We start from the raw sequence: 24,241 nt of genomic DNA on the forward strand, positions 1-24,241 counted from the left end.
CGTTCTACCAGACCGCCTCCCGGTCGCTCGTAAAGACTTCGCTGCACGTCTTGAGCGCCTGATCCAGGTCGCTTCCGTGCTCCTTCCTTCTGCCGTCGCCCGCTTCTTTTAACGGGAGTTCCGCCGGTGCCGGGAGCACGCTCCGGACTTCTTCCAGCCAGCGCAGCTGCAGGGCTTCTTCGCTGTCTGCGGTGACGCCGTTTTCCAGAAACGTCTGGCCGTGGCCGCCGAAGGAGATCATGTCCCCCGCTTCCCGCCACGCTTCCGCAATCCGCTCCTCCAGACGCTCTTTTGCTTCCGGTGTCGAATCGAGAAGCTGCACCGCCCACATCTTCCAGTGGGCCAGATGATACGGCTGCTCCATGAGAATTTTTTCCGCCGCGGCAGCCACCGGGCGGATGCTTCCGCGTGCGGCCGTCTGCAGCCGGATTTTTTTCCACGTTTCATACAGGTACAGCCGGATGACAGCGAGCGCCCAGTCGTAGTGCGGCTCATCGAGGTACGTCCCCGGACCGTTCGGCTTCTCCAGATAGACCGAGCTCAGCCGCTCGCCGGCAGGGCGGGCGTGGGCGAGCTTATCGGCCTCCGCCTCTCCGAGTGCCTCCAGCGTCTGATACACCAGCACGGCGTGGCCCATCGTATTCTGTGTGATCGAGGAAAACGCCACGTCCTCTTCAATATGCGGGGCAAGCCCGAGCCATTCCGATCCGCGGAACGACGTAATGTAATCATCATCGGCGAGCTGAAACAAAAACGTTTTGGCAGCCTGGAGCGCTTCGTTGTTTTCCAGAAGTGCTTCGACCGTATCGATGGACGTCATCCTTTTTTCACCTCTTTCCAGGACAGAATCTCTTTCTCATCGAGCATGTCCTGCTCTTTTTCTCTCCATTTGCGGCGGAGGTAGCCGTAGCCTTTCGTCGTGCGGTATTCCTTATTGTCGAGACGGTTCGTCCACATCTCCCGCTCCTCCGGGTTCATGCCGCGGATATGGTCGCGGCGCACGACCCAGATATCGACGACCTTTTCCCGGCGCATGAAATTCTCCTGCGCCATCATCATCGCCATCTCCTCATTCGGCGCCAGCAGGCTGAACTGCAGCTGAAACGACGCGGACGCACTCTTTTTACTGAACACTTCATATACTTGATAAAACGACGATCCATTCCGGTTCTCTTCTGTCATCGTGTCACTCCTCCTTCTACGCCTGAACGACGGGCTCGTTGGAAAGCGCCCGGCGCACCCAGCGGTTGTTTTCGTAGGCAAGCTCGCGCAGGCGGAGACGTTCTGCAGAGCGCGGCCCGTTGTTTTTAATAATCTGCTTGAATTCATTCCAGTCCGGCTGCTCGTACTCCCACTGCTCTTTTTCCTCATCGTAGCGGAGCGTATCATCCGGAATCGTGAGGCCGAGGGAGAAGACGCGCGGCAGGTATTTATCCAGAAACGCCTGGCGCAGCTCTTCGTTGGAGCTTTTGCGGATTTTGTATTTCGTCGTCACTTCCTGCTTCGAGGAGCCGGTTGTCTCTGCCGATCCCGGTCCGAAGAACATGAGAAGCGACGGCCACCAGCGGTCGACGGCTTCCTGAAGCATCGCTTTCTGCTCCGGCGTGCCTTCCGCCAGTGCCATGACGATCGCTTCGCCGTGCTGGGCGTGGAACACTTCCTCTGCGCAGATGCGCTGCAGCGCCCGCTGATACGGGCCGTAGGAAGCATCGAGCATGTTCGTCTGGGAGATGATGGCCGCGCCGTCAACGAGCCAGCCGATGACGCCGGCATCCGCCCAGGTGCGCGTTTCCATATGAAACACGTTGTGGAATTTCAGGTCGCCGCTTAGCAGATCCATCATTAAATCTTCGCGGGAGCGGCCGTACGGTGCCATGAGGTCCTCTGCCACACGCAGCAGCAGCTGGCCGTGGCCCATTTCGTCCTGCACCTTCGCCATGATGCCGAGCTTCCGGTACAGCGTCGGTGCTTTCGGGACCCACTCCTTCTCTGGAAGCGCTCCCATAATTTCGCTGATGCCATGCATCGAAATGAGTTTTATCAGCGTCTGGCGGTATTCTTCGGGCATCCAGTCGTCGGCTTCAATCTTTTCACCGTTTTCGATCCGTTCCATAAACTGCGCATACTTTGCCTCGTCTTCCACTGCTTCCGGCTCAGAGCCGTTGACGTGCTCGATGAAGTTATACATGTGTGCCACTCCTTTATGACGATTATTTAACGCAATTATATATTTACGTCATATAAATTGCAACCGCTTTTTTTCTGAGAAAATCGTGTTCACGGAATAACTTCCTCTATATGCGCGCGTAGAAGCGGTATTTTTTCACGGAAAATTCGAAAAAATGATTGACAGCGCTTTCAAAAATAGATAGGTTTAGTATGACGAATCAATCACATTACGTATTATTTTCATAATGAAAGGGGAAGGTGTTTTCATGCCGTATCATCATCAGGTGGAGACGATGGCGCCCGAAGCCCGGGAAGCCCAGCAGCTCGTTTCCCTGCAGTCCACAGTCCGCCAAGCTTATGAAAATGTCCCATTCTACCGCAGTCAGCTCGATCAGGCCGGGGTGAAGCCGGAGGAAATTCAGTCGCTGAAAGACCTGCAGAAGCTTCCGTTTACGAAAAAGCATCATTTGCGGGAGCACTACCCATTCGGTCTGCTTGCCGTCCCGCTCTCCGACGTAAAGCGCCTGCACGGCTCTTCCGGCACGAGCGGAAAGCCGACGATCGTCGCCTATACGGAGGAAGACCTGGAGCAGTGGGCGGATATCGTTGCCCGGGCGATTTACATGGCCGGCGGCCGTCCGGGGGACCTTCTGCACAACGCGTACGGCTACGGGCTGTTTACCGGCGGCCTCGGACTGCATGACGGCTCCGAGAAGCTCGGCTGTACGACGGTGCCTATCTCCGGCGGCAACACGCAGCGCCAGATCACGCTGATCCAGGATTTTCAGCCGACGATTATCTGCGGCACCCCGTCCTACGTCATGAACATCGGGGAAACGATGCAGAAAATGGGCATCGATCCGCGGGAGACGTCGATTGAGTACGCCATTCTCGGTTCCGAACCGTGGACGGAGGAAATGCGTCAGTCGCTGGAGAAGATGTTTGATATGAAGGCGATGGATATTTACGGACTCAGCGAAGTGATCGGACCGGGTGTCGCGATGGAATGCGTCGACGGCCAGAACGGACTGCACATTGCCGAGGATCAGTTTTATCCGGAAATCATCGACCCGGAAACGCTCCAGCCGCTTCCCGACGGCGAAGAAGGCGAGCTCGTTTTCACGAGTCTGCAGAAGCAGGCGCTGCCGGTGCTCCGCTACCGCACCGGGGATCTCTGCTCCCTGACGCGGGAGACGTGCAGCTGCGGCCGGACGACGGTGCGGATGAGCCGGATCAAAGGGCGGATCGATGACATGATTATCGTCCGCGGCGTGAACGTGTTCCCATCAGAATTCGAGCGCTATATTCTGCAGAACGAAGAGCTCGAGTGCCACTACCAGATCAACCTGCGGAAAAAGGGATCGATGGATACGGTGTCGCTCGACGTCGAAGTCAACCATCAGTTCTTCGACTGCCTCGACAATCCGTCGTTCACCTGCAGCGAAGCGCGCCGGCTGAAACGGCGCATCGAGTCCCAGCTGAAAAACGAAGCCCTCGTCTCCGTCGACGTGACGCTGAAAGCACCCGGCACGATGCCGCGCTTTGAAGGAAAAGCGAAGCGCGTCAAGGATCTCCGCCAGGATCCCGAAGCAGTGACGCCCTGAAGACGACGCGTGTACATGAGAGAAAGCCTGACCCGGGCTTTCTCTTTTTTTGGTTTCAGTGGTTCTGCATGCGTTGGATGGAAAAACGCGGACCAGGTCTGCAGGCTTTCGGACCAGGAGCAGTGCTTCGCGGACAAAAAAAGGCTGTCCGCGGAACACGATCCCCACGAACCGGACCAGGCGGCCTGTATCGGACCAGCATATGCGCCCGGCGGACCATCTTCTGCGCCGATCGGACCAGCATTCACCTCTACCGGACCAGCGTGGTTGCAGCAGATGGCGGGCGGATCTCGGCCCGCGGTTATTTTTCACGTGCTTCAGCCGGGCAGAGCGCCCGGCTGTGTCGGTTATCCTTTAATGTTCCACTTCGGCCGCTTTGCGGAGGTGAAGAAGTTGTTGCCGCGGGCGCGTTCCTGCAGGCGCTGTTCGCACATGCGGTCGGCGGCTTCCACGGTGGTGATCTGATCGAGCCGGGACTGGGAGATGACTTCGGCGATCGACGTGAAGATCGCGTTCGTCTTTTTTAAGACGCGCTCTCTGCTGCCGCCGTACAGTTCATCCGCCACTTGAATCAGTCCGCCGCCGTTGACGATGTAGTCCGGCGCATACAGAATGCCCCGCTCCTGCAGCCAGCTGCCGTGCTCCCTGGAGGCCAGCTGGTTGTTCGCTGCACCCACCACCGCGCGGACCTTCAGCTGTGGAATCGTCGTGTCATTCAGCACACCGCCCATCGCACACGGCACAAGCACATCCGCTTCAACAGCGAAAATAGCGTCCCCATCCACCCGGTGAAACGTCCCCGGCGTTCCTTCAGCATAGCGGCTCATCGCTTCCAGCGCGTCATCCGACAAATCCGCAGCATACACGTCGGCGCCGTCGTCCAGTAAATGCGCGGCGACTTTCCCGCCGACTTTACCGAGCCCCTGCACTGCATACGTGCGGCCGCCGAGCGCCGTCGTGCCGAACAGACTTTCATTTACCGCACGGAGGCTGTTTAAGACGCCTGCAGTGGTCGGAATCGAAGAATCGCCGCTGCCGCCGTAAGCTTCCGGTACGCCGACGATGCATTCGGTCTCCTTCAGCGCGTGTGAGAAATCCTCCATCGTCGTTCCCATGTCGGTGCCGGTGTAAAAACGGCCCTGCAGCGAAGCGACGAACCGGCCGAACGCACGGAACATTGCCGGTGATTTATCTTTCTGCGGATCGCCGATGATCACGGCTTTCCCTCCGCCGAAATCGACATCTGCAGCGGCGCATTTCTGCGTCATGCCGCGCGACAGGCGCAGGACGTCTTCGAGCGCCGCCTCGGTCGTTTCGTACGGATGCATTCGGCAGCCACCGAGCGCCGGACCGAGCGTCGTATCGTGAATCGCAATGATGGCGCGCAGACCGGTCGCCGGATCGTTGCAGAAAACGACCTGTTCATGTTCTTCCATCCGGGTAAACACGTCCGGCTGCAGGCGGGACATTTCTGTTGTTTGTGTTTTCATCATCAGTACCAGCCTTTCGTTAAAAGCGCGGCAGCGGAAGCGGAAGACTCCGCTCCTTCCGCCCGCAGATTATTTAGATGCGAATGCGATCTCAAAAATGAAGCTGAACACGCCGGCTACGTCCAGGAAGACGAGCAGGATAACGACCGGAGCGACGTAGCGGATGAAAATAAACCATCCGGTAAACAGGCGGCGTCCGAGGTGCTCTTCCTGACGGAGCTCTTCAAACAGCTCTTTCCGGCTCATTTTCAGCGGCACAAACACAGCAATGAGGAATGCGCCGAGCGGCATGAGAATGTTACTGACAAGGAAATCCATGTTGTCGAAAACCGTCCGTCCGAAGACGAGGAAGTTTCCGCCGACTCCGAACGACAGCGCCGATGGAATGCCGACGATGAAAATGAGAATTCCGAAAAGCCACGTCGATTTCGTCCGGCGGGACGCATCCCCCTTCGTATGGGCGGCCACGATGACTTCCAGCATGGAAAACGCCGAGGTGAGTGTGGCAAACAGGAACAGAAGGAGGAAAATGACGAGAAAGAACATGCCGAATGCCATCTGGTCGAACACGGCCGGCAGCACGTTGAACAACAGCGCCGGTCCTTCCGCCGGATCCATGCCGAAGGTGAAGACGCCCGGGAAGATCGCGATGCCGGCGAGAAAAGCGACGACAAACGTGAGCAGGACGATTGAGAAGGCAGACTGGATCAGGTTCTCTTTTTTCGATAAGTAGGAGCTGTACGTCACCATGACGGAGACGCCGACGCTCAGAGCGAAAAAGGACTGCCCCATGGCGTACAGCAGCGTTTCCGACGTGATGCTGCCGAAGTCCGGTACGAGAAAGAACTGCAGGCCTTCTGCGGCACCGTCGAGTGTGACGGAGCGGATGACGAGAATGAGAAAGCAGACGAACAGGGCCGGCATCATGATCAGACTGGCGCGCTCGATGCCTTTTTTAATCCCTTTGGAGACGACGAGAACGGCAATGAGGATAAACGCCAGCTGCGCCGTGAGCGCAAGCGCCGGGTTGCCGATCGTCGCGCCGAATGTCGCACCGTAGCCTTCCTCCCCGAGGCCGGACAGTCTGCCGCCGAGCCCCATGACGAGGTAGATGAGCACCCAGCCGCCGACAACGCTGTAAAAGGAAAGCAACAGAAAACAGGTGACGATACCGAGTTTGCCGACGCCGCCCCAGCGCGTCCCCGGTGCAATCGTCCGGTAGGCGTCGATGGCGTTTTTCTGCGTGCGCCGGCCGATAATGAACTCCCCGATCAGAAGCGGCAGGCCGATTAACAGCGTAAAGCCGATAAAGATGAGAAAGAATGCCGCACCGCCGCTCGTTCCGGCGATGTACGGAAATTTCCAAATCGCGCCGAGTCCGACGGCAGAGCCGGCAGCTGCCAGCACAAATGCAAGTTTTGAAGACCACTGTTGATTCATCGTATCTCTCCCTTAAATCATAGATTTGCTCCGCAGCAGACGTGCTGCCGGAGCTGTGTCCCAGGTTGTACATAAGTAAGATAACGCTTACAAAAAGGCGTGGACCGGGAGCGCGGGCATCCGGCCCTGCGCCCTGCCGTCCTGACGATTTTCCGGTCAGGAGGGCACGTGGATGGCATGGCCGAGCGCCTGCTCGCACGCTTCCATCCAGCCTTCGGAGAGTGTCGGATGCGGATGGACCGTCCAGGCGACATCCTCGACGCGTGCTGCGAGCTCCAGTGCAAGTGCGCCTTCGCTGATCGTATTGACTGCATCCGGGCCGACCGCGTGAAAGCCGAGAAGCACGTGGCTGTCCGCATCGACAACGACTTCCGCGAATCCTTCCGCCTGCTCCGACGCAAGCGCGTAGCCGTTATGCTGCATCGGGAAGCGGCCGGTTTTCACGTTGTATCCATCAGCCTCCGCTTCCTCCTTCGTCCGTCCGACGCCCGCAATCTGCGGATCGGAGAAAATGACGTACGGAATGAACGCCGAATCCACCGCACGGTTCATGCCGCCGATCACTTCCGCTGCCACTTTCCCCTGCTTCGACGCTTTATGGGCAAGCGCCGGTCCCGGTGTAATATCACCGATGGCATAAATGTGGGAGACGTTCGTCCGGCACTGCATATCGACCGGAATCATCCCGTTCTCCTCGACTTCCACCCCTGCCTGGGATAAGCCGAGGCCGTCGGTATTCGGCTTCCGCCCGACGGTGACGAGCACGTAGTCCACCTGCTTTTCGATCGTCTCCTCCGTAGTCTCGACCGAAAGCGACACTCCGTCTGCTTCCGCTGTCAACGACGAAAGCGACGCGCCGGTAAGCACCGTCATCTGCTTATCCGCTTTTTTCGCCACGACCCGGCTCAGGTGCGGGGCAGCAGCCGGCAGAATCTCCGGTGCCGCTTCGATCAGCGTCACGTCGGTGCCGGCTTTCGCCAGCGCACTGCCGAGCTCGACGCCGATGTAGCCGCCGCCGATAACGGCAAGCGACGCGGGCAGCTCTTCAAGCGACAGAAGCGATGTAGAATCGAGCACGCGGCGGTGATCCACCGGGGCAAATCCCGGATGAACCGGGGAGGAGCCGGTGGCAATCACCGCTTCCTGAAACCGGTAGTATTCCATGTCGCCGTCTGTCTCCACGCCGATGCGGTCGTCGGAGAAAAAGCTCGCTTTCCCGCGGACGATCGTCACCTGCTGGCGGCGGCACAGTCCTTCCACTCCCTGCTCGAGCGTCTGCACCACGCTTTGCTTCCATTCCTGCCACGCGCCCATATCGAGCGCCGGCGCTTTCTCCAGCCCGCGGATCCCCATCGTGGACGCATGCGCCGCTTTCTCCATCGTCTCCGCTGTATGAATCAGCGCCTTGGATGGAATGCAGCCCCGGTGCAGGCACGCCCCGCCGAGCGCTTCTTTTTCCACGAGCACTACCGACTTCCCGAGCTGCCCGAGGCGGATCGCCGCCGCGTAGCCTCCCGGACCGCCGCCGATGACGACAACGTCTGTTTCGACTGCTACTTCTCCTACTACCATTTATCTCATCTCCAGCATCAATAGATTCGGCTGCTCGATCAGCTGCTTGATCCGGTTCGTAAACCGCACCGCCGTGCTCCCGTCGATCAGCCGGTGGTCGAAGGAAAGCGACATATTCATGCAGTGGCGGATGACCCCTTCCCAGTCCCGCACGACCATCTTCGGCTCCATTTTGTGCAGTGCGAGAATCGCCGCTTCCGGATGATTGATGATCGGTGTCGCCGTTGTCGAGCCGATCGGCCCCATGTTGCTGATCGTAAACGTACTGCCGCGCATCTGCTGCGGCGTCACCGTCCCATTTCTCGCCGCCTCGGCAAGGGCACGCACCTCCCGTGCAATCTCGGTCAGCGTCTTTTGATCTGCGTGATGAATCACCGGCACGAGAAGCCCCTGCGGCGTATCCGCAGCAATCCCGATATGGTATTCCTTCTTCAACACAATCTCGTCGGCCGTCTCATCCAGCGACGCATTCAGCATTTCAAACTCCCGGAGCGCCACCGCCACCGCCTTAATGAAAAACGGCAGGAACGTCATCTTTACATCCGACTCCCCGAGCGTCTCCTGAATCCGGCGCCGGAGCGTGCGGAGCTCCTCCATATCCAGCTCATCCGTATGCGTCACATGCGGAATCGACGCCACCGCCTTCTGCATATGATTCGCAATCGCCCGGCGCACCCCGCTCATCGGAATCCGCTTTTCCTTCTCCCCGGACACAGGGGAAAACGGCGTTTCCTGCTGCGGCGCAGGCGCCTTGTCCTCCGCTGGTGCTTCTTTATACTGACGCAGGTCCGCTTCGGTCACCCGGCCGGCAGGACCCGTGCCGCTCACCTGTTCAAGATCGATGTTTTCATCGCGGGCCATCTGCCGGACAAACGGTGTTGCAAGCGCCCGGCCGATGTCCGGTACAGGCGGAGCGGCAGGTGCCGGCGCGGATGCTGCTTTCTGTTCCGGTGCGGTTTCGTTCTGCGCTGGTGCTGCTTCTTTCTCTGCACCGTCCCCGATCGTAAACAGCACACTGCCGACTTCCACGACTTCGCCGACGGGATAGAAGATTTTTTGAATCGTTCCGCCTGTCGGTGCCGTAAGCTCCGCATTCACTTTATCCGTCTGCACTTCCAGCACCGGATCGTCCTGCTTTACTTCATCGCCTTCTTCAATAAACCAGTTGATAATTTCCCCTTCGTGCATGCCTTCCCCGACATCGGGGAGTTTAAATTCCACCATGCTGCCCGCTCCCTTCCGTTAAAACGTCATTGCCTTTTCCACCGCATTCGCCATCCGTCCGGCGTCCGGAAGGTACAGATCCTCCACCATAAACTGCGGCACCGGTACGTCGTAACCAGCGACGCGCTGCACCGGCGCACGCAGATACACGAGCGCTTCTTCATTGATGACAGCGGTAATTTCTGCACCGAGTCCGCCGGTTTTATGGGCTTCGTGCATGACGGCAGCACGCCCCGTTTTCTTGACCGATTCGATAATCGTCTCCCGGTCGAACGGATAAATCGTACGCAGGTCGATCACTTCACAGGACCAGCCTTTCTCTTTTTCCATCCGTTCGGCCGCTTTCACCGCTTCGCGCACCATGCTTCCCCAGGCGACCATCGTCAGGTCGCTTCCTTCCCGGACGACCGCTGCTTTTCCGAGCGGAATCTCGTAGCTTTCGGCAGGCACGTCCTGCTTGAACGCCCGGTACAGCTTCGTATCCTCTAAAAAGAGCACCGGGTCCGGGTCCTTTACTGCCGCATGAAACAAGCCTTTGGCGTCATATGGATTTCCCGGCGCCACCACTTTCAGCCCCGGCGTCTGCACGAAAAAGGATTCGACGCTTTCCGAATGAAGCTCCGGTCCGCGGATGCCGGCACCATACGGCGCACGGATCACCATCGGCAGGTGGAACTGGCCGCGCGTCCGGTAGCGCATCCGCGCCGCGTGCGAGACGAGCTGTTCGAATCCCGGGTAGATGAACGCGAGAAACTGAATTTCCACAATCGGCTTTTTGCCGTTTAAAGCGAGACCGATCGACGAGCCGATAATACCTGCTTCCGCAAGCGGGGTGTCGATGACGCGGGACGGGCCGAACGTCTCGTAAAGACCGTCCGTCGCCCGGAACACACCGCCGTTTTTCCCGATATCCTCCCCGAGAAGAAGCGTGTCGCTGTCCATCTCCATCCGTTCATGCATCGCTTCATTCACTGCCTGAAGCATCGTGATGTTCCGTGTACTCATCGCGTACTCCCCCTCTGCTCTCTCTGTTCTTCTGCCATCCAGGATGCGCTCTCATACACGTGCTCAAACATGCTCTCCCGCGTCGGTTTCGGATAGGATTCGGCTGTTTCCAGCGCCTCGTCCACCTTCTTCCGGACCGCTTCGGTCATGTCCGCTTCCGCCTCCTCCGTCAAGAGCCCTTCCTGCAGCAGGTGCCGCCGGAGACGCTCCACCGGGTCGGCTTTTTCCGCCCACGAAGCCTGCACCGCTTCCTGATCGCGGTATTTTTTCGCGTCATCCGCTGTCGTATGCGAGCCGTAGCGCGTCGTGACCGCTTCAATCAGCGTCGGGCCGCCGCCGTTTCTCGCCCGCTCCACCGCTTCTTTTACCGTCAGATACACGGCGAAAATGTCGTTTCCATCAATGCGTACCCCTTTGATGTCATACGCCTGGGCCCGCTGCGCGATCGTTTCTGACGCGGACTGCTTGGAAAACGGTACGCTGATAGCGTAGCCGTTGTTCTGACAGAAAAACACGGTCGGGGTCTGGAACACACCGGCAAAGTTCAGTGCTTCGTGAAAGTCCCCTTCCGACGTCGCGCCGTCGCCGAAATACGCGATACTGGCGTGGCGTTTTCCGTCGAGCTTGTCCGCCCAGCCGGTTCCGACTGCGTGCAGGAGCTGGGTTGCAATCGGTACGGCCTGCGGCATAATGCGGAGGCCGTCCGGTGTGATCGAGCCGTCCGGATGCCCCATCCAGTACAGGAGGATACGCGACCAGTCCTGCCCGTGCGTCCAGCCGGCGCCGTGGTCCCGGTACGTCGGGAACAGCCAGTCCATCGGCTCGAGCGCCATGGCGCTTCCCACCTGGGAGGCTTCCTGTCCTTTGTAGGAGGCGTACGTTCCGATCCGTCCCTGCCGCTGCAGCTTCATCGCCTTTTCGTCGAATTCCCGGCAGGAAAGCATCTTCTCAAACAGTGTCCGCTTCATCTCCGCCGTCAGCTGGGATGCTTCCTCTGCGAGCACCTTTCCTTCTGGACTGAGCACCTGCAGGGTGTCATACGTCTGCATCAATTCCCGGTCATTTACCGCCATCGTATCCGGCTCCCTTCTTTTTCCATGTCTGCGATTTCGTTGAATGTGTATTCATTATAGGCATTGTTTTTTTTCGATCCCATAACAAACAGAAGCAATCCCCGACGAATCTTTTTCCATTTGCAGAAATCCAGACGAGAAAAAATACAGAATGTAAAATGTAAGCGTTTCCTTTACTGGAGTGGTGCGTTTTTGAAGGCAGGGCGGCATCTTCCGGCAGGAGAAAAAGAGCTGTAAGCTTTTGATGGAATAAAAACGGAACACGACGGCCTGCGGCCGGGATACCGCGGGCTGAAAACCGCCCGCCATCTGCCCGGGCAGCAGGTGTTCGTTTGGGGTTGGAGACGATCGCAATGGCACGGCTTCAGATCGCCATGCCGGTTTCCCAGACCGCCATGAGAGCAGTGGAGACCGCCACGCCAGGGGAAGATCGCAGCGCAGGTGCTGCACACCGCCACATAGAAGCCAAAGATCGCCACAGGCTGCCGCCAGACCGCCATACGGGCGCCTGACACCGCAACAAAAACAACAGGCCCGGATCCTGCGCCCACGCTGAATGAATGCGGCATTCCCATCTTTTTGTAAAAAGGAAGAATGATGCGAAACGGACGCTTGTCTTTTCCCGACCAACACAGAGAGAAGAGGACAGCAACCTTCTGCATAGAACAGCAGGTGCGGAGGATATTTCTACAAAAAGGAGGAGATCGAATGCGTACACTCCACCGCGGCTTGGCCGCTTTCATGCTGCTCACGGTCGTCACCGCCTGCAGTCAAACCGATGGACAGACAAATGATGAAGAGGCACAGGCTGCCAATACGGAAAGTACCAGCGACGAAGGAGAAGTTACGGCGACGACCGAGCAGGATGATTTTCAAATGACGCTCACTTCAGCTAAGAAAGTGTATGAAGAAGGAGAACCTCTTGATATTTTCGGATCACTCACCTATCTCGGGGAGAAAGAGGAGATAGAAATAACCTACGATCGTATGTTTTACTTTTCCAAAGTCATCGATTACAAACGATATATGAGTATGACACCAACTTATGAGAGTTATAGAGGTACAAAGACCTTCTCGCAAGGTGAAGCTTATGAGTTCGAATCTTTTGAGCCTAACGGTAATGGTGAGCCAATTACTTCACAATCAGAAGAAGAACTCGAACAAACAAAGCAGCTGTACGAGGAAATCACCCCTTTACCAGCAGGCGGTTACACTTTTAATGTAGTAGCAGATTTTGAAGTTCAAACAGCAGAAGGAAATCAAGAAGTGCGTATCCCTGCAAGCATCGATATTGTTGTCGAACCGTCGTAAAACGAAAAAAGGATGATTCCCGCACAGGGAGTCATCCTTTTCTGTATCTTCGTGCCTGCTGTTATTCCTCTGCCACCGCTTCGTCTTCCGGCCGCCGTATTAGACTTCGGTCCGCAGTCCGCCGGCGGGCTGAATCATTTTATAAGGTACGGGGGATTTCAGCACGATCGATGTGTTGACGTCCCCGTAGGCGATCAGTTCATCGATGAGCCGGTCGAGCTCCGCCATGTCGCTGACCGCCACTTTCAGCATGTAGCTGATCGCTCCGGTAATGCGGTGGCATTCAAGAATGCACGGATGCGAGCCGGCGAACTCTTCAAATGTCTGCAGTGCAACGGTAACGTCGCGGAGTTGCATAAAAGCGCTTACATTAATGCCCACTTTCGGGAAGCAGATCCGGGCGCTGATGTTTTCGATGACGCCGTGGTCCTTCAAACGGTTCATCCGCTCAGTTACACTCGGCCGGCTGAGGTTGAGCCGCTTGGATAAGTCGCTCAGTGTAATGCGTCCGTCCTCCTGCAGCACGCGGAGAAGCTGGATATCCACCTGATCCAATTTCATCAAATCGTCCCCTCTCTTACATTTTTATAGCATGCGTACAAATATCGTTATATTATCCACTTCGTTCAGTATAGCATGATTTTCTTCTGCTGAAAGGGGGAGATTCCGTCTTTTTCCTTTTTCTTTTTGTGACGTTTTTTACCTCCTCGCTGTATTTTCGTCATGCAGGGATGCTATACTATGAAAAAGGACACAGCAGAGGAGGCCCATGTATGGAAAAACAGCTGAACACCCGCTCCATGATTTTTACGATCTTCGGCGACTACATCCGCCATTACGATAATTTAATCTGGATTGGCAGTCTGATTTCCCTGCTCAAAGAGTTTGGACATAACGAACAGTCCGTGCGCGCCGCGATTTCGCGGATGAGCAAGCAGGGATGGATTCAGGCAGAAAAGAAAGGAAACCGTAGTTTTTACTCCTTAACCCCCCGCGGCCGCAAGCGCATGGACGAAGCAGCCGAGCGGATCTACAAGCTCGAATCCCCGTCCTGGGACAACCGCTGGCGGATGCTCGTTTACTCGATTCCGGAGGAAAAGCGCCACCTGCGGGATGAGCTGAGAAAAGAGCTTGTCTGGAGCGGCTTCGGCCTTCTCGCCAACAGCTGCTGGATTACCCCGAACCCGCTTGAGGAGCAGGTTCAGGAGCTGGTGCAGAAATACGATATCGCTTCCTACGTTCATTTTTTTGAGGCAACCTACCTGCAGGGCGGCGATTCGGAAAGCCTCGTTGAAAAGTGCTGGGACCTGCAGGAAATCAACGAGCGCTACGCTTCCTTTATTGAAGAGTACAGCCAGAAATACATCATTAACCAGAGCGCCATCGAAAACGGCAGTATGACCGATGCGGAATGTTTCGTCGAGCGCACCATGCTCGTCCACGAATACCGGAAGTTCCTTTTCGTCGATCCCGGTCTGCCAAAGGAACTGCTTCCCAGCCGCTGGCTCGGTGATTCCGCCGCCCGGCTGTTTGCCGACTATTACCGGACACTCGCCGAGCCTGCGATCCGCTTTTTTGAGCAGGCGTTTGAAACAAAGCACACCCCGGTGAGCGGCGACGGCCACGACCAGGTGCTCAAGCACCCGCTGCTCTCCAGCCACAGCTGATATTTTTTCCGGAAGAACAGCCCGCTGTCCGGCGGCGCTGTTCTTTTTGTCTGACAAAAGGCCCTGCCAAAACTGGATACTAAATGGTATTCTGTTACTAAGATCTTTACATCGGGGAGGGAAAAACACCTGTGTTTATCTTTGGATTATTTGCTTTTGCTCTTCTCATGTCCACGCTGTTTGCCATAGAGCGGAAGCTTGCGAAGACGAATGAACAGAACGAAACGATCATTACGCTGCTGCAAAAGAAACAAAGCGACAGCCGCTCATAAAAAGACCCGGGCTCACCACGGAGTCCGGGCCTTTCCTACCGCTGTACTTCAATCGTCTGCTCCAGCGGGATACCGAAATAGCGGTACCGGATCCAGACGGTTTCGATCGCTTCATCCATGGCGAGGCCGAGGCCATACAACGATTCCGCTCCGGAGGAGGATCCGTTTTCCACGCGGCGCCGGACGCTTCGTGGAGACGTATCGGTCTCTAGAACTGCGCCCTGCAGCGACAGAAATTCGCCGTCGGCATCTGTGGCACTGCCGATCAGTGCGAGCTGTTCCTCCGCCGGATCGATCCGCTGCAGGTGGGCCTCCTCCGGCGCTGTACCGTTGACTTCCACCGTCTCCAGCTCAATCGTCCGGATACCGCTGTTGCCGATTTCCATGACGACGTCGTCACGGTCGCCGCTGCTGTAGGTCGAAGCTACCGCAAGCGGCGGGTAAATTTGTAAATATATGTATATCGAAGATCCTGCGAGTACGAGCGCTGCCAGTACTGCAGTAACGATCCAGAATCGACGTCCCAACGGTCCACCTCCCTCTTTTTATGCTGCCTGCTCAGTGTAGCACGTACCAGGCCTTCTGCCGAGGGGGAGAAGACCTGTTTCTGTAGAAAACACAAGCTGCGATCGTGACTGCCGCACCCGTCCGATAGCCGCAGCCTTAAAGGACCTTTCCCTGCCGCTGGGCACGTTTATCCATGCCGGCACCGAGCGCCAGTCCGATACCGATACCGATCGGCAGACCGAAGACGATCGATTCAAACAGCATGCCGCCGATCAGCAGGCCGACACTGACACCAAGCGCCATGTACAGGCTGCCGTAATAGCCGTCGCTGATAAGCCCGTGCTGCTTCTGAAGGTGATGCTTCATGCGGCTCACCATCCGTGTGTACGCCTGACGCTCCTGTCTGGTTACGTTCCCGTTCTGGTCCGCGGCATGGTCCACCCGCTCATCCAGCTCTTCAATCAGCTCCCGGCACACACTGCATTCCGACGAGGTCGTGACGAGACGGGCCCGGATCCGGCGCATATCCGAAAGCTGCAGCCACCGTCCATTCGTACTGCCGAGGCTGTCCTGAAGCTCCTTCATCCGTTTATCCTGCTCAATCATCGTTCTCCCTCCTCACATGAAAATATCCGCTTCAGCAGACCTGATCCAGATGCTTCTGTACTTCCTTCCATTCGTTCATCCGCGCATCCGCTGCGGCGAGCTCCTCCTCCAGGGCAAACCCGAACGTACAGCCGATAAACGGCAGCTGATACGCTCTGCCTGCCTCCCCGTCCGAGGCGCGGTCCCCGATCATGACCGCTTTCTCCAGCGGTTCCTTCTCGAGCACATGCCCGCAGAGCGCCGTTTTGTTCCCTTCCGGCAGGTCATCGATACTGTGCACGCCCGCAAGGTACGGCCTCAGGCCATGGGCATCGACGATCGCTTCCAGATACGGGCGCCGGCCATTACTGATGACATGGAGCCGCCAGTGGTCCTCCGCCAATTCACGGAGCGCCGTCTTCACCCCCTGGTACAGCCGTCCTTCACCCTCGCCGATCCTCCGTACCAGCGCTTCCTGAAACAGCTCATCGGCAAGCTCCCGTTCCAGATCCGACTGTTCCGCGAGAAGCGTTTTCCATACTTCCGGAAGCGGCACGCCCATGATCTCCCGGTATTTTTCGATCGGCGTATCCCCCTGCCAGATCATTCTCGTCCGGAGCGCGCTGAACGTCTCCGCAAGCGCCGGCTCCAGCAGCACATCTGTCTGAAACAGCGTGCCGTCCATATCCATCATAATTCCCTTCTTCATCCATCAGCCTCTTTCTGTTTCACGTGAAACACTTACTGTAAATTACCTTCTCCCTGCCGAAAACAACCGACCGCTTTTCAAGTGTCATTCCGGCCGCAGCCGCCGTTTTCCTGGAAGGAACGTTCTGCGGATCGATGATACTGATGACCCGTGAAACGCCATTTTCCGCTGCGTGATTCAGCCAGAACGAGGCTGCTTCCCGGGCGAACCCCTGCTTCCAGTACGTTTTCCGAATATGATAGCCGAGCTCGATCTCATCGCGGCCGTCCACGGTCTGCGGTACGAGACCGCAGTCGCCGATAACCGTTCCGTTGTATTCTACGGCAAATAATCCGAGACCGTGCTCCCGGTACAGTTTTTTATTCCACTCGATCCACGATCCGGTTTTCTCTGCATCAAATGCCGCCGGGTAGTACTGCATCGTCTCTTCGTCACCGAAAATCCGGTGAAGCGCCGCCAGATCCTCGTCCTGCATCGGACGAAGCCGGAGACGTTTCGTTTCATACACGTCTGTCACTCTCCCTGATCTCTGCTAGTCGATGATGAGCATGTCGTTATCGTCGAATTTCCACATGTCACCGTACGCCACTTCCCAGAAATAGCCGTCGGGGTCGGAGAAGTAGCCGCTGAAGCCGCCCCATTCCGTTTCCGCCGCTTCTTTGACGATGCGTCCGCCGGCGTCTTCCGCCCGCTGCAGCATGTCGGTTACTTCTTCTTTCGATTTGGCGTTATAGGCAAGCGTGATGCCGTAAAATCCACCTTCCGACAGTGTAACACCGCCGATATCCTCCGTCAGCCGGCGGAGTGGATGAAGCGCCAGTTTCGTTCCCGGGCATTGAAAAAAGACGATATCCTCTTCATTTTCCGCCGCGGACGTTTGAAAGCCGAGTCCGTCCCGATAGAAGCGGAGCGATTCCCCCATTTCTCTTACACCCAATGTGATCAGATTCATCCTGCTCATCGTTTTTCCTCCTCCAGTGTTCCTCTGTATGTATCTGCCGCCGGAAGAGGAAATTTCCTGCAGGAGGCATACAGACACACTTTCCCTTCTTTTCCCTGTTTCGTGCTCGTTGAAGCGGCTTTTTTCAAAAGAGTTTAGACGTTTTCCCCGAAGGTCGATTACACTGGTATGTAGAGGAGGCGATGCTATGCATTCATTTCACCGCTCGTTTGATTCTTTGGAGGACTTTGCGGACGTGATCAGCGAACAGCTGCACTGTCCGGTCACGATTGAAGATGCCAATCACCATCTGCTCGCCTACAGCTCCCACGACGGGGAAACCGACGAGGCGCGGATTGCAACGATTATCGGCCGGCGCGTGCCGGAACGCGTCATTAATCTGCTGTGGAAAACGGGGATCATTCCAGCGCTTCATGATTCCGATGACGCTGTATGGGTGGAGACGATTCCGGAGATCGGTCTCGGGCGCCGCGCAGCCTGTGCGGTCCGCCGGGATGGAGACGTTCTCGGCTACATCTGGGTCGTCGCCGGAGAGAAAAAGCTCACGCACGAGGACCTGGCGCTGCTCGCTCAGGCGGCGGATAAAGCGTCGGAGGAGCTTCTGCCGCTTATCCGCCGCCGCATGCGGAGAGAGCGGAGCCACGAGGAGCTTCTGTGGCAGCTGATCACGAGCAGGCCGGACAGCCATGCGTCCGCAGCCGCGCTGCTTGCCGGCACCGGGCTCCGGCAGGACGTACCGCTCGCTGTCCTCGTCTTCCGGCTGAACGAGCCGACGGAGGAAAAACATACGATGCTCTCCTACGCGGCCCGGACAACCGAGCAGCTGCAGGTCATGATTGAAACACGCGACCTCCGCGAAAATGAAGTGCTCTTCCTCGTCTCTCCCCCGGAAGAGACCGATGCTGCCGGAGCCGTCCGGGATTTCACGGATACGATCGTCACGCGGATGCCGGATCCTTCCGGCGTGTGGGCCGGATGCGGCCGCTGGTGCACGGATTATACGGAGCTTCTGGACAGCTTTAACGAAGCGAGGCAGACCGCCTCCATGAAACAGGCGCATCCGGAGCTGACAAAAGGCGTGTCCTTCTTCCATGAGCTCGGCCTGCTCCGCTACGTGCCGCAGGTAAAAAAAGAACCGTCTCTTCCGGTTACACTTTTTCGTCTGCGGGAATATGATAAATATCAGCAGACCGATTTACTGCAGACACTCTTAGTGTTTCTCACAAACGATGGAAAAATGAACCAGACAGCGGGCGATCTCCACATTCACGTAAATACGCTTACGTACCGGCTGCGGCGGGCAGAAGAAGTCGGCGGGTTTTCCCTGCAGAATGCGTCCCAGAAAGCAGCGCTGCTTTTTGATTTTATTCTTTACCGGGATTCTCTTTGGTGATTTCTACAAACGGACAGGCGTCGATTTACAGAAACAGCCAATAGCAGGAACGGTTCCGCATCCATTATACTATGCAGTACAGAAATGGACGCGCAGGTGCAGAACGTCGTTTTGCGGACTCTGTCCTGCCGGCGAAGGAGGAGAATACGATGAAAATTGGTATTCCTGCAGAGATTAAAAACAATGAGAACCGTGTGGCAATCACGCCTGCTGGTGCCGGGATGCTTGCCGGAGAGGGGCATACGGTGCTGGTGGAGAAGGGTGCCGGAAGCGGCAGCGGATTTGAGGATGCGCTGTATGTGGAGGCCGGTGCGTCGCTTCTTGATCGTGCGGAGGATGTGTGGTCGCAGGCGGAGATGGTGCTGAAGGTGAAGGAGCCGCTGGAGGAGGAGTTTGCCTACTTCCGGCCGGGATTGATTTTGTTTACGTACCTTCACCTGGCTGCGGAGCCGGCGCTTGCGGAGGCGCTGACGAAGCATGAGGTGACGGCAGTGGCGTATGAGACGGTGGAGGTGAACGGAACGCTTCCGCTTCTGACGCCGATGAGTGAGGTGGCCGGCCGCATGTCCGCCCAGATCGGCGCCCAGCTTCTCGAGAAGCCGAAGAGCGGCAAAGGGATTCTGCTTTCCGGTATTCCGGGGGTGCAGCGCGGGAAAGTGACGATTATCGGCGGCGGTGTCGTCGGCACGAATGCGGCAAAGATTGCGATCGGTCTCGGCGCGGATGTGACGCTGATCGATTTGAACGCAGACCGGCTGCGGCAGCTCGATGATCAGTTCGGCACTGACATTCAGACGATGATGTCCAATCCGATGAACATTGCCGACTGCGTGCGGGAGTCGGATCTCGTGATCGGCGCCGTGCTCATCCCTGGAGCGAAAGCGCCGAAGCTCGTAACGGATGCGATGATTCAGTCGATGAGTGAAGGATCGGTCGTCGTAGATGTGGCGATCGACCAGGGCGGGATCATTGAAACGGTCGACCGCATTACGACGCATGATGATCCGACGTTTACGAAACACGGCATCGTCCACTACACCGTGGCCAACATGCCGGGTGCTGTGCCGAGAACGTCGACGATCGGTCTCACGAATGTGACGATGGCCTATGCCGCGCAGATCGCCAAAAAAGGCATACGCCGGGCCGTACAGGACAATCCGTCGCTTGCCAAAGGCGTCAACACCGCCGGCGGCCACGTCACGTATGAAGCGGTCGCCCGCGACCTCCATTATACGTACGTTCCGCTGGAGGAAGCATGGAGCAGCACGAGCACGGCGAACGGACAGTGAACGAAAGAAAAGCACCGCTGGGGTATATAATCCAGCGGTGCTTTTTTGGTGTGCTGTTTACAGAATCCGCAGCAGCTCTTCATTTACTTTTTTATACTCTTCGTAGACGAGTCCGTGGCCGCTGTGTTCGAACGGAATCAGTTCGGCGTCGGGAATCGTTGCCCGGAGCGTTTCGCTGAAAGCGTAGTCGCAGATCGCGTCCTGCTTTCCGTGCATGATCAGCGTCGGCACCTGAACGTGGCCGCTGTCTTCGCGGAGGTCGGCATCCCGGAGCTCTTTGGCGCTGGAAACCGTCGCCTGAACGGACGCTTCCATGCCCATCCGCAGAAGCATATCGGATACGTCTTCCGGTACGTCTGTGGCAAAGAAATTCGTGCCGAAGTCTTCGAGCGCCGCTTTCTGATCTTCCTCTACGGCTTCCATCAGCTCCGTGACGTCTTCTTTTTCCATCCCCAGGTCGTATCCCTGGCGCCGTGTAAAGCTCGGCGCTGCCGGACCGAGAAGGATGAGCTGTTTCAGCTCTCTGTCAGCGTAATGCACAGCGTAGTGAATGGCGATCGGACCACCCATGGAAAATCCGGCCAGGTAATAGTCCTCCAGCTCAAGATTGTGTATTACCGTCTGAACGTCTCTTGCGAAAACGTCGTACGTGTATTTCTGTTCCGGCTTGTCCGATTTTCCGTAGCCGCGGAGGTCGATGCCGATAAAACGATATCCTTTTTGGGACAGCTCTTCCTTCTGCCACTTAAACAGTTCGTGGCTGAGCGGCCATCCGTGGATAAAGACGATCGGTCTGCCTTCCCCGACATCCTCTACCTGCAGTTCTGTTTCATCGTCTACTTGAATCCGGTGCATCATGCTATCTGTCTCCTCTCTGGTGGGGATGGTTAGGGCTTTCCCTGTCGGCGCGCCCGGCGAAACACCGGGGAGCACATTCCTTTCTTTTTACACAGGAGTGCGATAATTTGAGAAAAGAGACTGCTGAGAGGGGATGATGATGGTGAATATCGTCTGGCTGAAACGGGATCTCCGCTTAACGGACCACCGCCCGCTGGTGGAAGCCTGCCGGAACGGCGGCCCGGTGCTTCTTTTATATGTACTGGAGCCGTCGGTCTGGCAGGCCGGCGACCTCTCCCGGCGCCACCTGGATTTTGTCCGCGAAAGCATCGAAGCTATGCAGGAAAAGCTGCGGGAGAGAGGTACTCCGCTGTATGCCATTTCCGGAGAAATGATCGAAACGGTACTCCCCGCCCTGTATGATACGTACGGCGCTTTTACGCTCTATGCTCACGAGGAACACGGCACTCCCGATACGTACAAGCGGGACGAAGCGGTCCGCCGCTGGATAAAGGAGCGCGGCCTTTCCTTTTATGAATACGCGCCGTTCGGCGTGCGGCGGGGCACTTCCGGCCGGGAGCAGTTCGCCGCCCAGTGGAAGCAGGCGATGGAGCGGCCGCTTTATGACGCGCCGGATCACCTGCCTCCACCGGAAACGGTTCCGCCGGGCTTTTCCAAAAACGTGCAGCACGTCCTGCAGCTGGAGACCGTGCCGGGAGAGTCGATCCGCTACGGTCAGGAGGGAGGCGAAGGCCCGGCCGCCGATTCCCTTCTCTCCTTCCTCGAGGAGCGGCACGTTCATTATGAGCATCATATCGGCCGCCCGCTTGCTGCGGGACTTTCCTGCAGCCGTCTCTCCCCCTATCTGGCTTTTGGCAGCATTTCCCTTCCTGCCGTCGTCCAGAAAACGAACGAAGCGCTCGATCAGATGCCCGATCCGGCGGACCGCCGTCCGCTCGAAGCATTCCGCTCCCGGCTCGTCTGGCACTGTCATTTCATCCAGCGCCTGGAGACAGAGCCGGAGATTGCCCACACGTCGATCCAGCCGGCATTTGATCAGCTGGAGCGGGAGACCGCCGATGAGCCGTACGAACGCTGGCTGCACGGAGAAACCGGCATTCCGATGATCGATGCGTGCATGAAGCAGCTGTGGAAAACCGGGTGGCTCCCGTTCCGCATGCGCGCCATGCTCGTCTCCTTTGTGACGCATACGCTGTTCTACGACTGGCGGCGTCCGGCGGAGGATCTGGCACGGCTGTTTCTCGATTATGAGCCCGGCATCCATTTCAGTCAGGTGCAGATGCAGGCCGGCACCACCGGCTTCAACACGATCCGGATCTACAATCCGGTCAAACAGGGGCGGGATCAGGATCCCGACGGCCATTTTGTCAAACGGCTTCTTCCCGCGCTGAACAACGTGCCGGTATCGTACATTCATGAACCGTGGAAAGATCCGCATTTTTTCCACCGGAACTACCCCGGCCCGGTCGTGGACATTCAGCAGGCCAACCGCCGCGCCCGAAAGCTCCTCTGGGACGTGAAAGAGGCACATGCCGCCTCCAGAGAAACGAAAGACGCCATGGCAAAGCACGCCTCGCTGAGGAAAGCGCCGCCTGAAAACAAGAAACCGTCCTCCGAGCAGCTGCAGCTGTTTGATCCGGAAAAGATGGAGTAATTATATAAAAAAAGCCCCGCAGTGAATACACTGCGGGGAAGCTGCCGTGATTCAGGCAGAGAGTGGAGATACATCGATAAATACTTGATAATTGCTGATTTTTTCATCTTTGAGAAAGTAGGTGCCGCTGAACACGACGGGAACTTCTTCGCCGCTGTGTTTCGTGTACGTCACCTGGCCGTTCACGATCACGGTGTCCTCTTCGGGCTTCCAGACGTGATCGATTTCATGATGGAGTTTTTTAACGGATTGAAACAGGCCGTCGACCTGCCGGCGGATTTCTTCATGTCCCACAGCCGGCGGCTGATTGCCGAACGTCATAATGCCGTCATCATGAAAATACTCGAGGTACGCTTCTGTCTGCTGCTGATCCACCAAGTGAAATAAATGATGAATATTCATGCTCTCCCTCCTTACACATCTATTGTAAAAAGGCCTCTATAAAAGTTCAACAAATCCGCATAGCTTTTATATGATTTTTACAAAGTTATCCCCATGTCCACAAGATTATCTACAGATTAAATAGTTATCCACAGATTTTATCCACATATACACAGGTTCGACTGGTTTATTCTGTTCGTATTTCGTTTTTATTTCTTTATAACAGCCTGTCCGCTTGTTCCCCTCGTCGTTTTTTTACGGGTTTCTGGGGATAACTATGTGTCTGCGTGGATAAGTTCGTGGATAACTTATTCTCCTTTGACATAGTACGCTGCCGGAGCCGCACATAGAAAACAGGTCTCTCCATCGTGGGTTCCTGCAAGCTTTTCCATCTCCGGCGGAGCACCGCCGTCGGTCAGTGTTTCCTCAATTGCTTCCTCAATATGATCTTCGCAGCTGTAAATCATCATTCGTTTCCTCCTTTTATCCACATGTGGATGTGTCCGAGCGTATCGTAAGTCCTCAGAGAAATCAATCGTTTTGTGGATACTTGTTGTTTTTCCGGTTATCCACAGAAACACTGCTGATGAAAGCCCTGCAAGCAGCGCTGTACCGGAGTTCCTTCAGGACAGCGTTTGTTCTACATCATCAGCGCCGCCCCCGCTGTTCCGTTTGTACTTCTGTCTGCGGTCCTCAAGCTCCCGGTCTGGTTCCTTCAGTTGACTGGCCGGGCTTCGCTCACGTTTAAAGAAACGCGGACCAGAACAGCGTGCTTTCGCAATAATATGGCGTGGCACGAACCGATCTTGTTCTGACACGATCTCTCCTCGTTTTGGCGCACGGCGATCTGCTTTTGGCACGTTTTTTCGTCCGTGGCACGAATGCCCTTCGTTTTGGCACAAACCCTTTCCGTATTGGCACGAAACGCTTCGCTCCTAGCACGATTTCCCTAAAAAAAGCTCGGCTACGCCTCGCCCTTTGGGTGCGGACGTAGCCTATTTTTTGAGCATCGAATGATCATGCGTGATGCCATGAATGCTCGTATAATAAACCGGAACCATTTCCCCTCCGCACTGT

The 24,241-nt window shown here is 56.7% G+C and carries 26 protein-coding genes; 7 read left to right on the forward strand and 19 right to left on the reverse strand.

Annotated features, from left to right (window positions below; all coding sequences use genetic code 11):
* Positions 1 to 4: 4 nt before the first annotated feature.
* The 3 genes from paaC to paaA are packed head-to-tail and all read right to left on the reverse strand — an operon-like array spanning position 5 to position 2,188.
* Positions 5 to 820 (reverse strand): 1,2-phenylacetyl-CoA epoxidase subunit PaaC, encoded by an 816-nt coding sequence (paaC, locus tag C6I21_RS14400; protein ID WP_105960182.1) that lies wholly within the window; start codon positions 818 to 820, stop codon positions 5 to 7.
* A complete protein-coding gene (paaB, locus tag C6I21_RS14405; RefSeq protein WP_105960183.1) occupies positions 817 to 1,182 on the reverse strand; it encodes a 1,2-phenylacetyl-CoA epoxidase subunit PaaB in 366 nt (121 codons plus the stop codon). Before paaB ends, paaC begins: the two co-directional genes overlap by 4 nt.
* 16 nt (positions 1,183 to 1,198) lie before the next feature.
* Positions 1,199 to 2,188: a 1,2-phenylacetyl-CoA epoxidase subunit PaaA gene (gene paaA / locus C6I21_RS14410; RefSeq protein ID WP_105960184.1), complete on the reverse strand. Its 990-nt coding sequence runs from the start codon at positions 2,186 to 2,188 to the stop codon at positions 1,199 to 1,201.
* Between the two features lie 247 nt (positions 2,189 to 2,435).
* On the opposite strand from paaA, the gene paaK reads away from it, so the two are divergent.
* The gene (paaK, locus tag C6I21_RS14415) at positions 2,436 to 3,773 is read left to right on the forward strand and encodes a phenylacetate--CoA ligase PaaK (protein ID WP_105960185.1); all 1,338 of its coding nucleotides are present in this window, start codon (positions 2,436 to 2,438) and stop codon (positions 3,771 to 3,773) included.
* A gap of 347 nt (positions 3,774 to 4,120) precedes the next feature.
* On the opposite strand, the gene C6I21_RS14420 is transcribed toward paaK, so the two are convergent.
* The 7 genes from C6I21_RS14420 to C6I21_RS16605 form a co-directional block, all read right to left on the reverse strand.
* Entirely contained in the window at positions 4,121 to 5,263 is a 1,143-nt protein-coding gene (locus C6I21_RS14420) for a Leu/Phe/Val dehydrogenase (protein WP_105960203.1), read from the reverse strand.
* Positions 5,264 to 5,332: 69 nt separating this feature from the next.
* The gene (locus C6I21_RS14425) at positions 5,333 to 6,703 is read right to left on the reverse strand and encodes a sodium-dependent transporter (RefSeq protein ID WP_105960186.1); all 1,371 of its coding nucleotides are present in this window, start codon (positions 6,701 to 6,703) and stop codon (positions 5,333 to 5,335) included.
* Positions 6,704 to 6,859: 156 nt separating this feature from the next.
* Positions 6,860 to 8,275 carry a dihydrolipoyl dehydrogenase gene (lpdA, locus tag C6I21_RS14430; RefSeq protein WP_105960187.1) on the reverse strand — a complete coding sequence of 472 codons (1,416 nt, stop codon included), beginning with the start codon at positions 8,273 to 8,275 and terminating at the stop codon, positions 6,860 to 6,862.
* On the reverse strand, positions 8,276 to 9,499 hold the full coding sequence (locus C6I21_RS14435) for a dihydrolipoamide acetyltransferase family protein (RefSeq protein ID WP_105960188.1): 1,224 nt from the start codon (positions 9,497 to 9,499) through the stop codon (positions 8,276 to 8,278).
* Positions 9,500 to 9,517: 18 nt separating this feature from the next.
* On the reverse strand, positions 9,518 to 10,504 hold the full coding sequence (locus C6I21_RS14440; RefSeq protein ID WP_105960189.1) for an alpha-ketoacid dehydrogenase subunit beta: 987 nt from the start codon (positions 10,502 to 10,504) through the stop codon (positions 9,518 to 9,520).
* Positions 10,501 to 11,577 carry a pyruvate dehydrogenase (acetyl-transferring) E1 component subunit alpha gene (gene pdhA / locus C6I21_RS14445; protein ID WP_105960190.1) on the reverse strand — a complete coding sequence of 359 codons (1,077 nt, stop codon included), beginning with the start codon at positions 11,575 to 11,577 and terminating at the stop codon, positions 10,501 to 10,503. Before pdhA ends, C6I21_RS14440 begins: the two co-directional genes overlap by 4 nt.
* A 54-nt stretch (positions 11,578 to 11,631) precedes the next feature.
* Positions 11,632 to 12,027 (reverse strand): hypothetical protein, encoded by a 396-nt coding sequence (locus C6I21_RS16605; protein ID WP_181186269.1) that lies wholly within the window; start codon positions 12,025 to 12,027, stop codon positions 11,632 to 11,634.
* A gap of 258 nt (positions 12,028 to 12,285) precedes the next feature.
* Here C6I21_RS16605 and C6I21_RS14450 point away from each other — a divergent pair, with 258 nt between their 5' ends.
* Positions 12,286 to 12,888: a hypothetical protein gene (locus tag C6I21_RS14450; RefSeq protein ID WP_105960191.1), complete on the forward strand. Its 603-nt coding sequence runs from the start codon at positions 12,286 to 12,288 to the stop codon at positions 12,886 to 12,888.
* A 99-nt stretch (positions 12,889 to 12,987) separates the two neighbouring features.
* On the opposite strand, the gene C6I21_RS14455 is transcribed toward C6I21_RS14450, so the two are convergent.
* Positions 12,988 to 13,443, reverse strand: a complete 456-nt coding sequence (locus C6I21_RS14455) for an Lrp/AsnC family transcriptional regulator (RefSeq protein WP_105960204.1) — start codon at positions 13,441 to 13,443, stop codon at positions 12,988 to 12,990.
* 218 nt (positions 13,444 to 13,661) lie between these two features.
* Between C6I21_RS14455 and paaX the strand changes: the two genes are divergently transcribed.
* Positions 13,662 to 14,555, forward strand: a complete 894-nt coding sequence (paaX, locus tag C6I21_RS14460; RefSeq protein ID WP_181186270.1) for a phenylacetic acid degradation operon negative regulatory protein PaaX — start codon at positions 13,662 to 13,664, stop codon at positions 14,553 to 14,555.
* Positions 14,556 to 14,686: 131 nt separating this feature from the next.
* Complete coding sequence (locus C6I21_RS16610; RefSeq protein WP_181186271.1) at positions 14,687 to 14,827, forward strand: hypothetical protein; 141 nt, start codon at positions 14,687 to 14,689, stop codon at positions 14,825 to 14,827.
* Between the two features lie 35 nt (positions 14,828 to 14,862).
* Here C6I21_RS16610 and C6I21_RS14465 read toward each other — a convergent pair whose 3' ends face one another.
* The 5 genes from C6I21_RS14465 to C6I21_RS14485 form a co-directional block, all read right to left on the reverse strand.
* Positions 14,863 to 15,354: a hypothetical protein gene (locus tag C6I21_RS14465; RefSeq protein WP_105960192.1), complete on the reverse strand. Its 492-nt coding sequence runs from the start codon at positions 15,352 to 15,354 to the stop codon at positions 14,863 to 14,865.
* 136 nt (positions 15,355 to 15,490) lie between these two features.
* Positions 15,491 to 15,940 (reverse strand): hypothetical protein, encoded by a 450-nt coding sequence (locus C6I21_RS14470; protein ID WP_105960193.1) that lies wholly within the window; start codon positions 15,938 to 15,940, stop codon positions 15,491 to 15,493.
* A 31-nt stretch (positions 15,941 to 15,971) separates the two neighbouring features.
* Positions 15,972 to 16,628, reverse strand: coding sequence for an HAD family hydrolase (locus C6I21_RS14475; RefSeq protein ID WP_105960194.1), 657 nt, complete (start codon positions 16,626 to 16,628; stop codon positions 15,972 to 15,974).
* A gap of 19 nt (positions 16,629 to 16,647) precedes the next feature.
* On the reverse strand, positions 16,648 to 17,136 hold the full coding sequence (locus C6I21_RS14480; protein ID WP_245411657.1) for a GNAT family N-acetyltransferase: 489 nt from the start codon (positions 17,134 to 17,136) through the stop codon (positions 16,648 to 16,650).
* Between the two features lie 24 nt (positions 17,137 to 17,160).
* Complete coding sequence (locus tag C6I21_RS14485; RefSeq protein WP_105960195.1) at positions 17,161 to 17,589, reverse strand: VOC family protein; 429 nt, start codon at positions 17,587 to 17,589, stop codon at positions 17,161 to 17,163.
* Positions 17,590 to 17,776: 187 nt separating this feature from the next.
* Between C6I21_RS14485 and C6I21_RS14490 the strand changes: the two genes are divergently transcribed.
* Positions 17,777 to 18,982 carry a PucR family transcriptional regulator gene (locus tag C6I21_RS14490; RefSeq protein ID WP_181186272.1) on the forward strand — a complete coding sequence of 402 codons (1,206 nt, stop codon included), beginning with the start codon at positions 17,777 to 17,779 and terminating at the stop codon, positions 18,980 to 18,982.
* Positions 18,983 to 19,131: 149 nt separating this feature from the next.
* The gene (ald, locus tag C6I21_RS14495) at positions 19,132 to 20,271 is read left to right on the forward strand and encodes an alanine dehydrogenase (RefSeq protein ID WP_105960197.1); all 1,140 of its coding nucleotides are present in this window, start codon (positions 19,132 to 19,134) and stop codon (positions 20,269 to 20,271) included.
* Between the two features lie 57 nt (positions 20,272 to 20,328).
* Here the strand turns inward: ald and C6I21_RS14500 are convergent, their stop codons facing one another.
* Entirely contained in the window at positions 20,329 to 21,129 is an 801-nt protein-coding gene (locus tag C6I21_RS14500) for an alpha/beta fold hydrolase (protein WP_105960198.1), read from the reverse strand.
* Positions 21,130 to 21,262: 133 nt separating this feature from the next.
* Between C6I21_RS14500 and C6I21_RS14505 the strand changes: the two genes are divergently transcribed.
* A complete protein-coding gene (locus tag C6I21_RS14505; RefSeq protein ID WP_245411658.1) occupies positions 21,263 to 22,783 on the forward strand; it encodes an FAD-binding domain-containing protein in 1,521 nt (506 codons plus the stop codon).
* Positions 22,784 to 22,834: 51 nt separating this feature from the next.
* Here the strand turns inward: C6I21_RS14505 and C6I21_RS14510 are convergent, their stop codons facing one another.
* Both C6I21_RS14510 and C6I21_RS14515 read right to left on the reverse strand, forming a co-directional pair.
* Positions 22,835 to 23,185, reverse strand: a complete 351-nt coding sequence (locus C6I21_RS14510) for a nuclear transport factor 2 family protein (RefSeq protein WP_105960199.1) — start codon at positions 23,183 to 23,185, stop codon at positions 22,835 to 22,837.
* 287 nt (positions 23,186 to 23,472) lie between these two features.
* Positions 23,473 to 23,634: a CxxH/CxxC protein gene (locus tag C6I21_RS14515; RefSeq protein WP_105960200.1), complete on the reverse strand. Its 162-nt coding sequence runs from the start codon at positions 23,632 to 23,634 to the stop codon at positions 23,473 to 23,475.
* Positions 23,635 to 24,241: the final 607 nt, after the last annotated feature.

This window comes from Alkalicoccus urumqiensis, assembly GCF_002993335.1.
In the GTDB taxonomy this organism is placed as follows: domain Bacteria; phylum Bacillota; class Bacilli; order Bacillales; family Salisediminibacteriaceae; genus Alkalicoccus; species Alkalicoccus urumqiensis.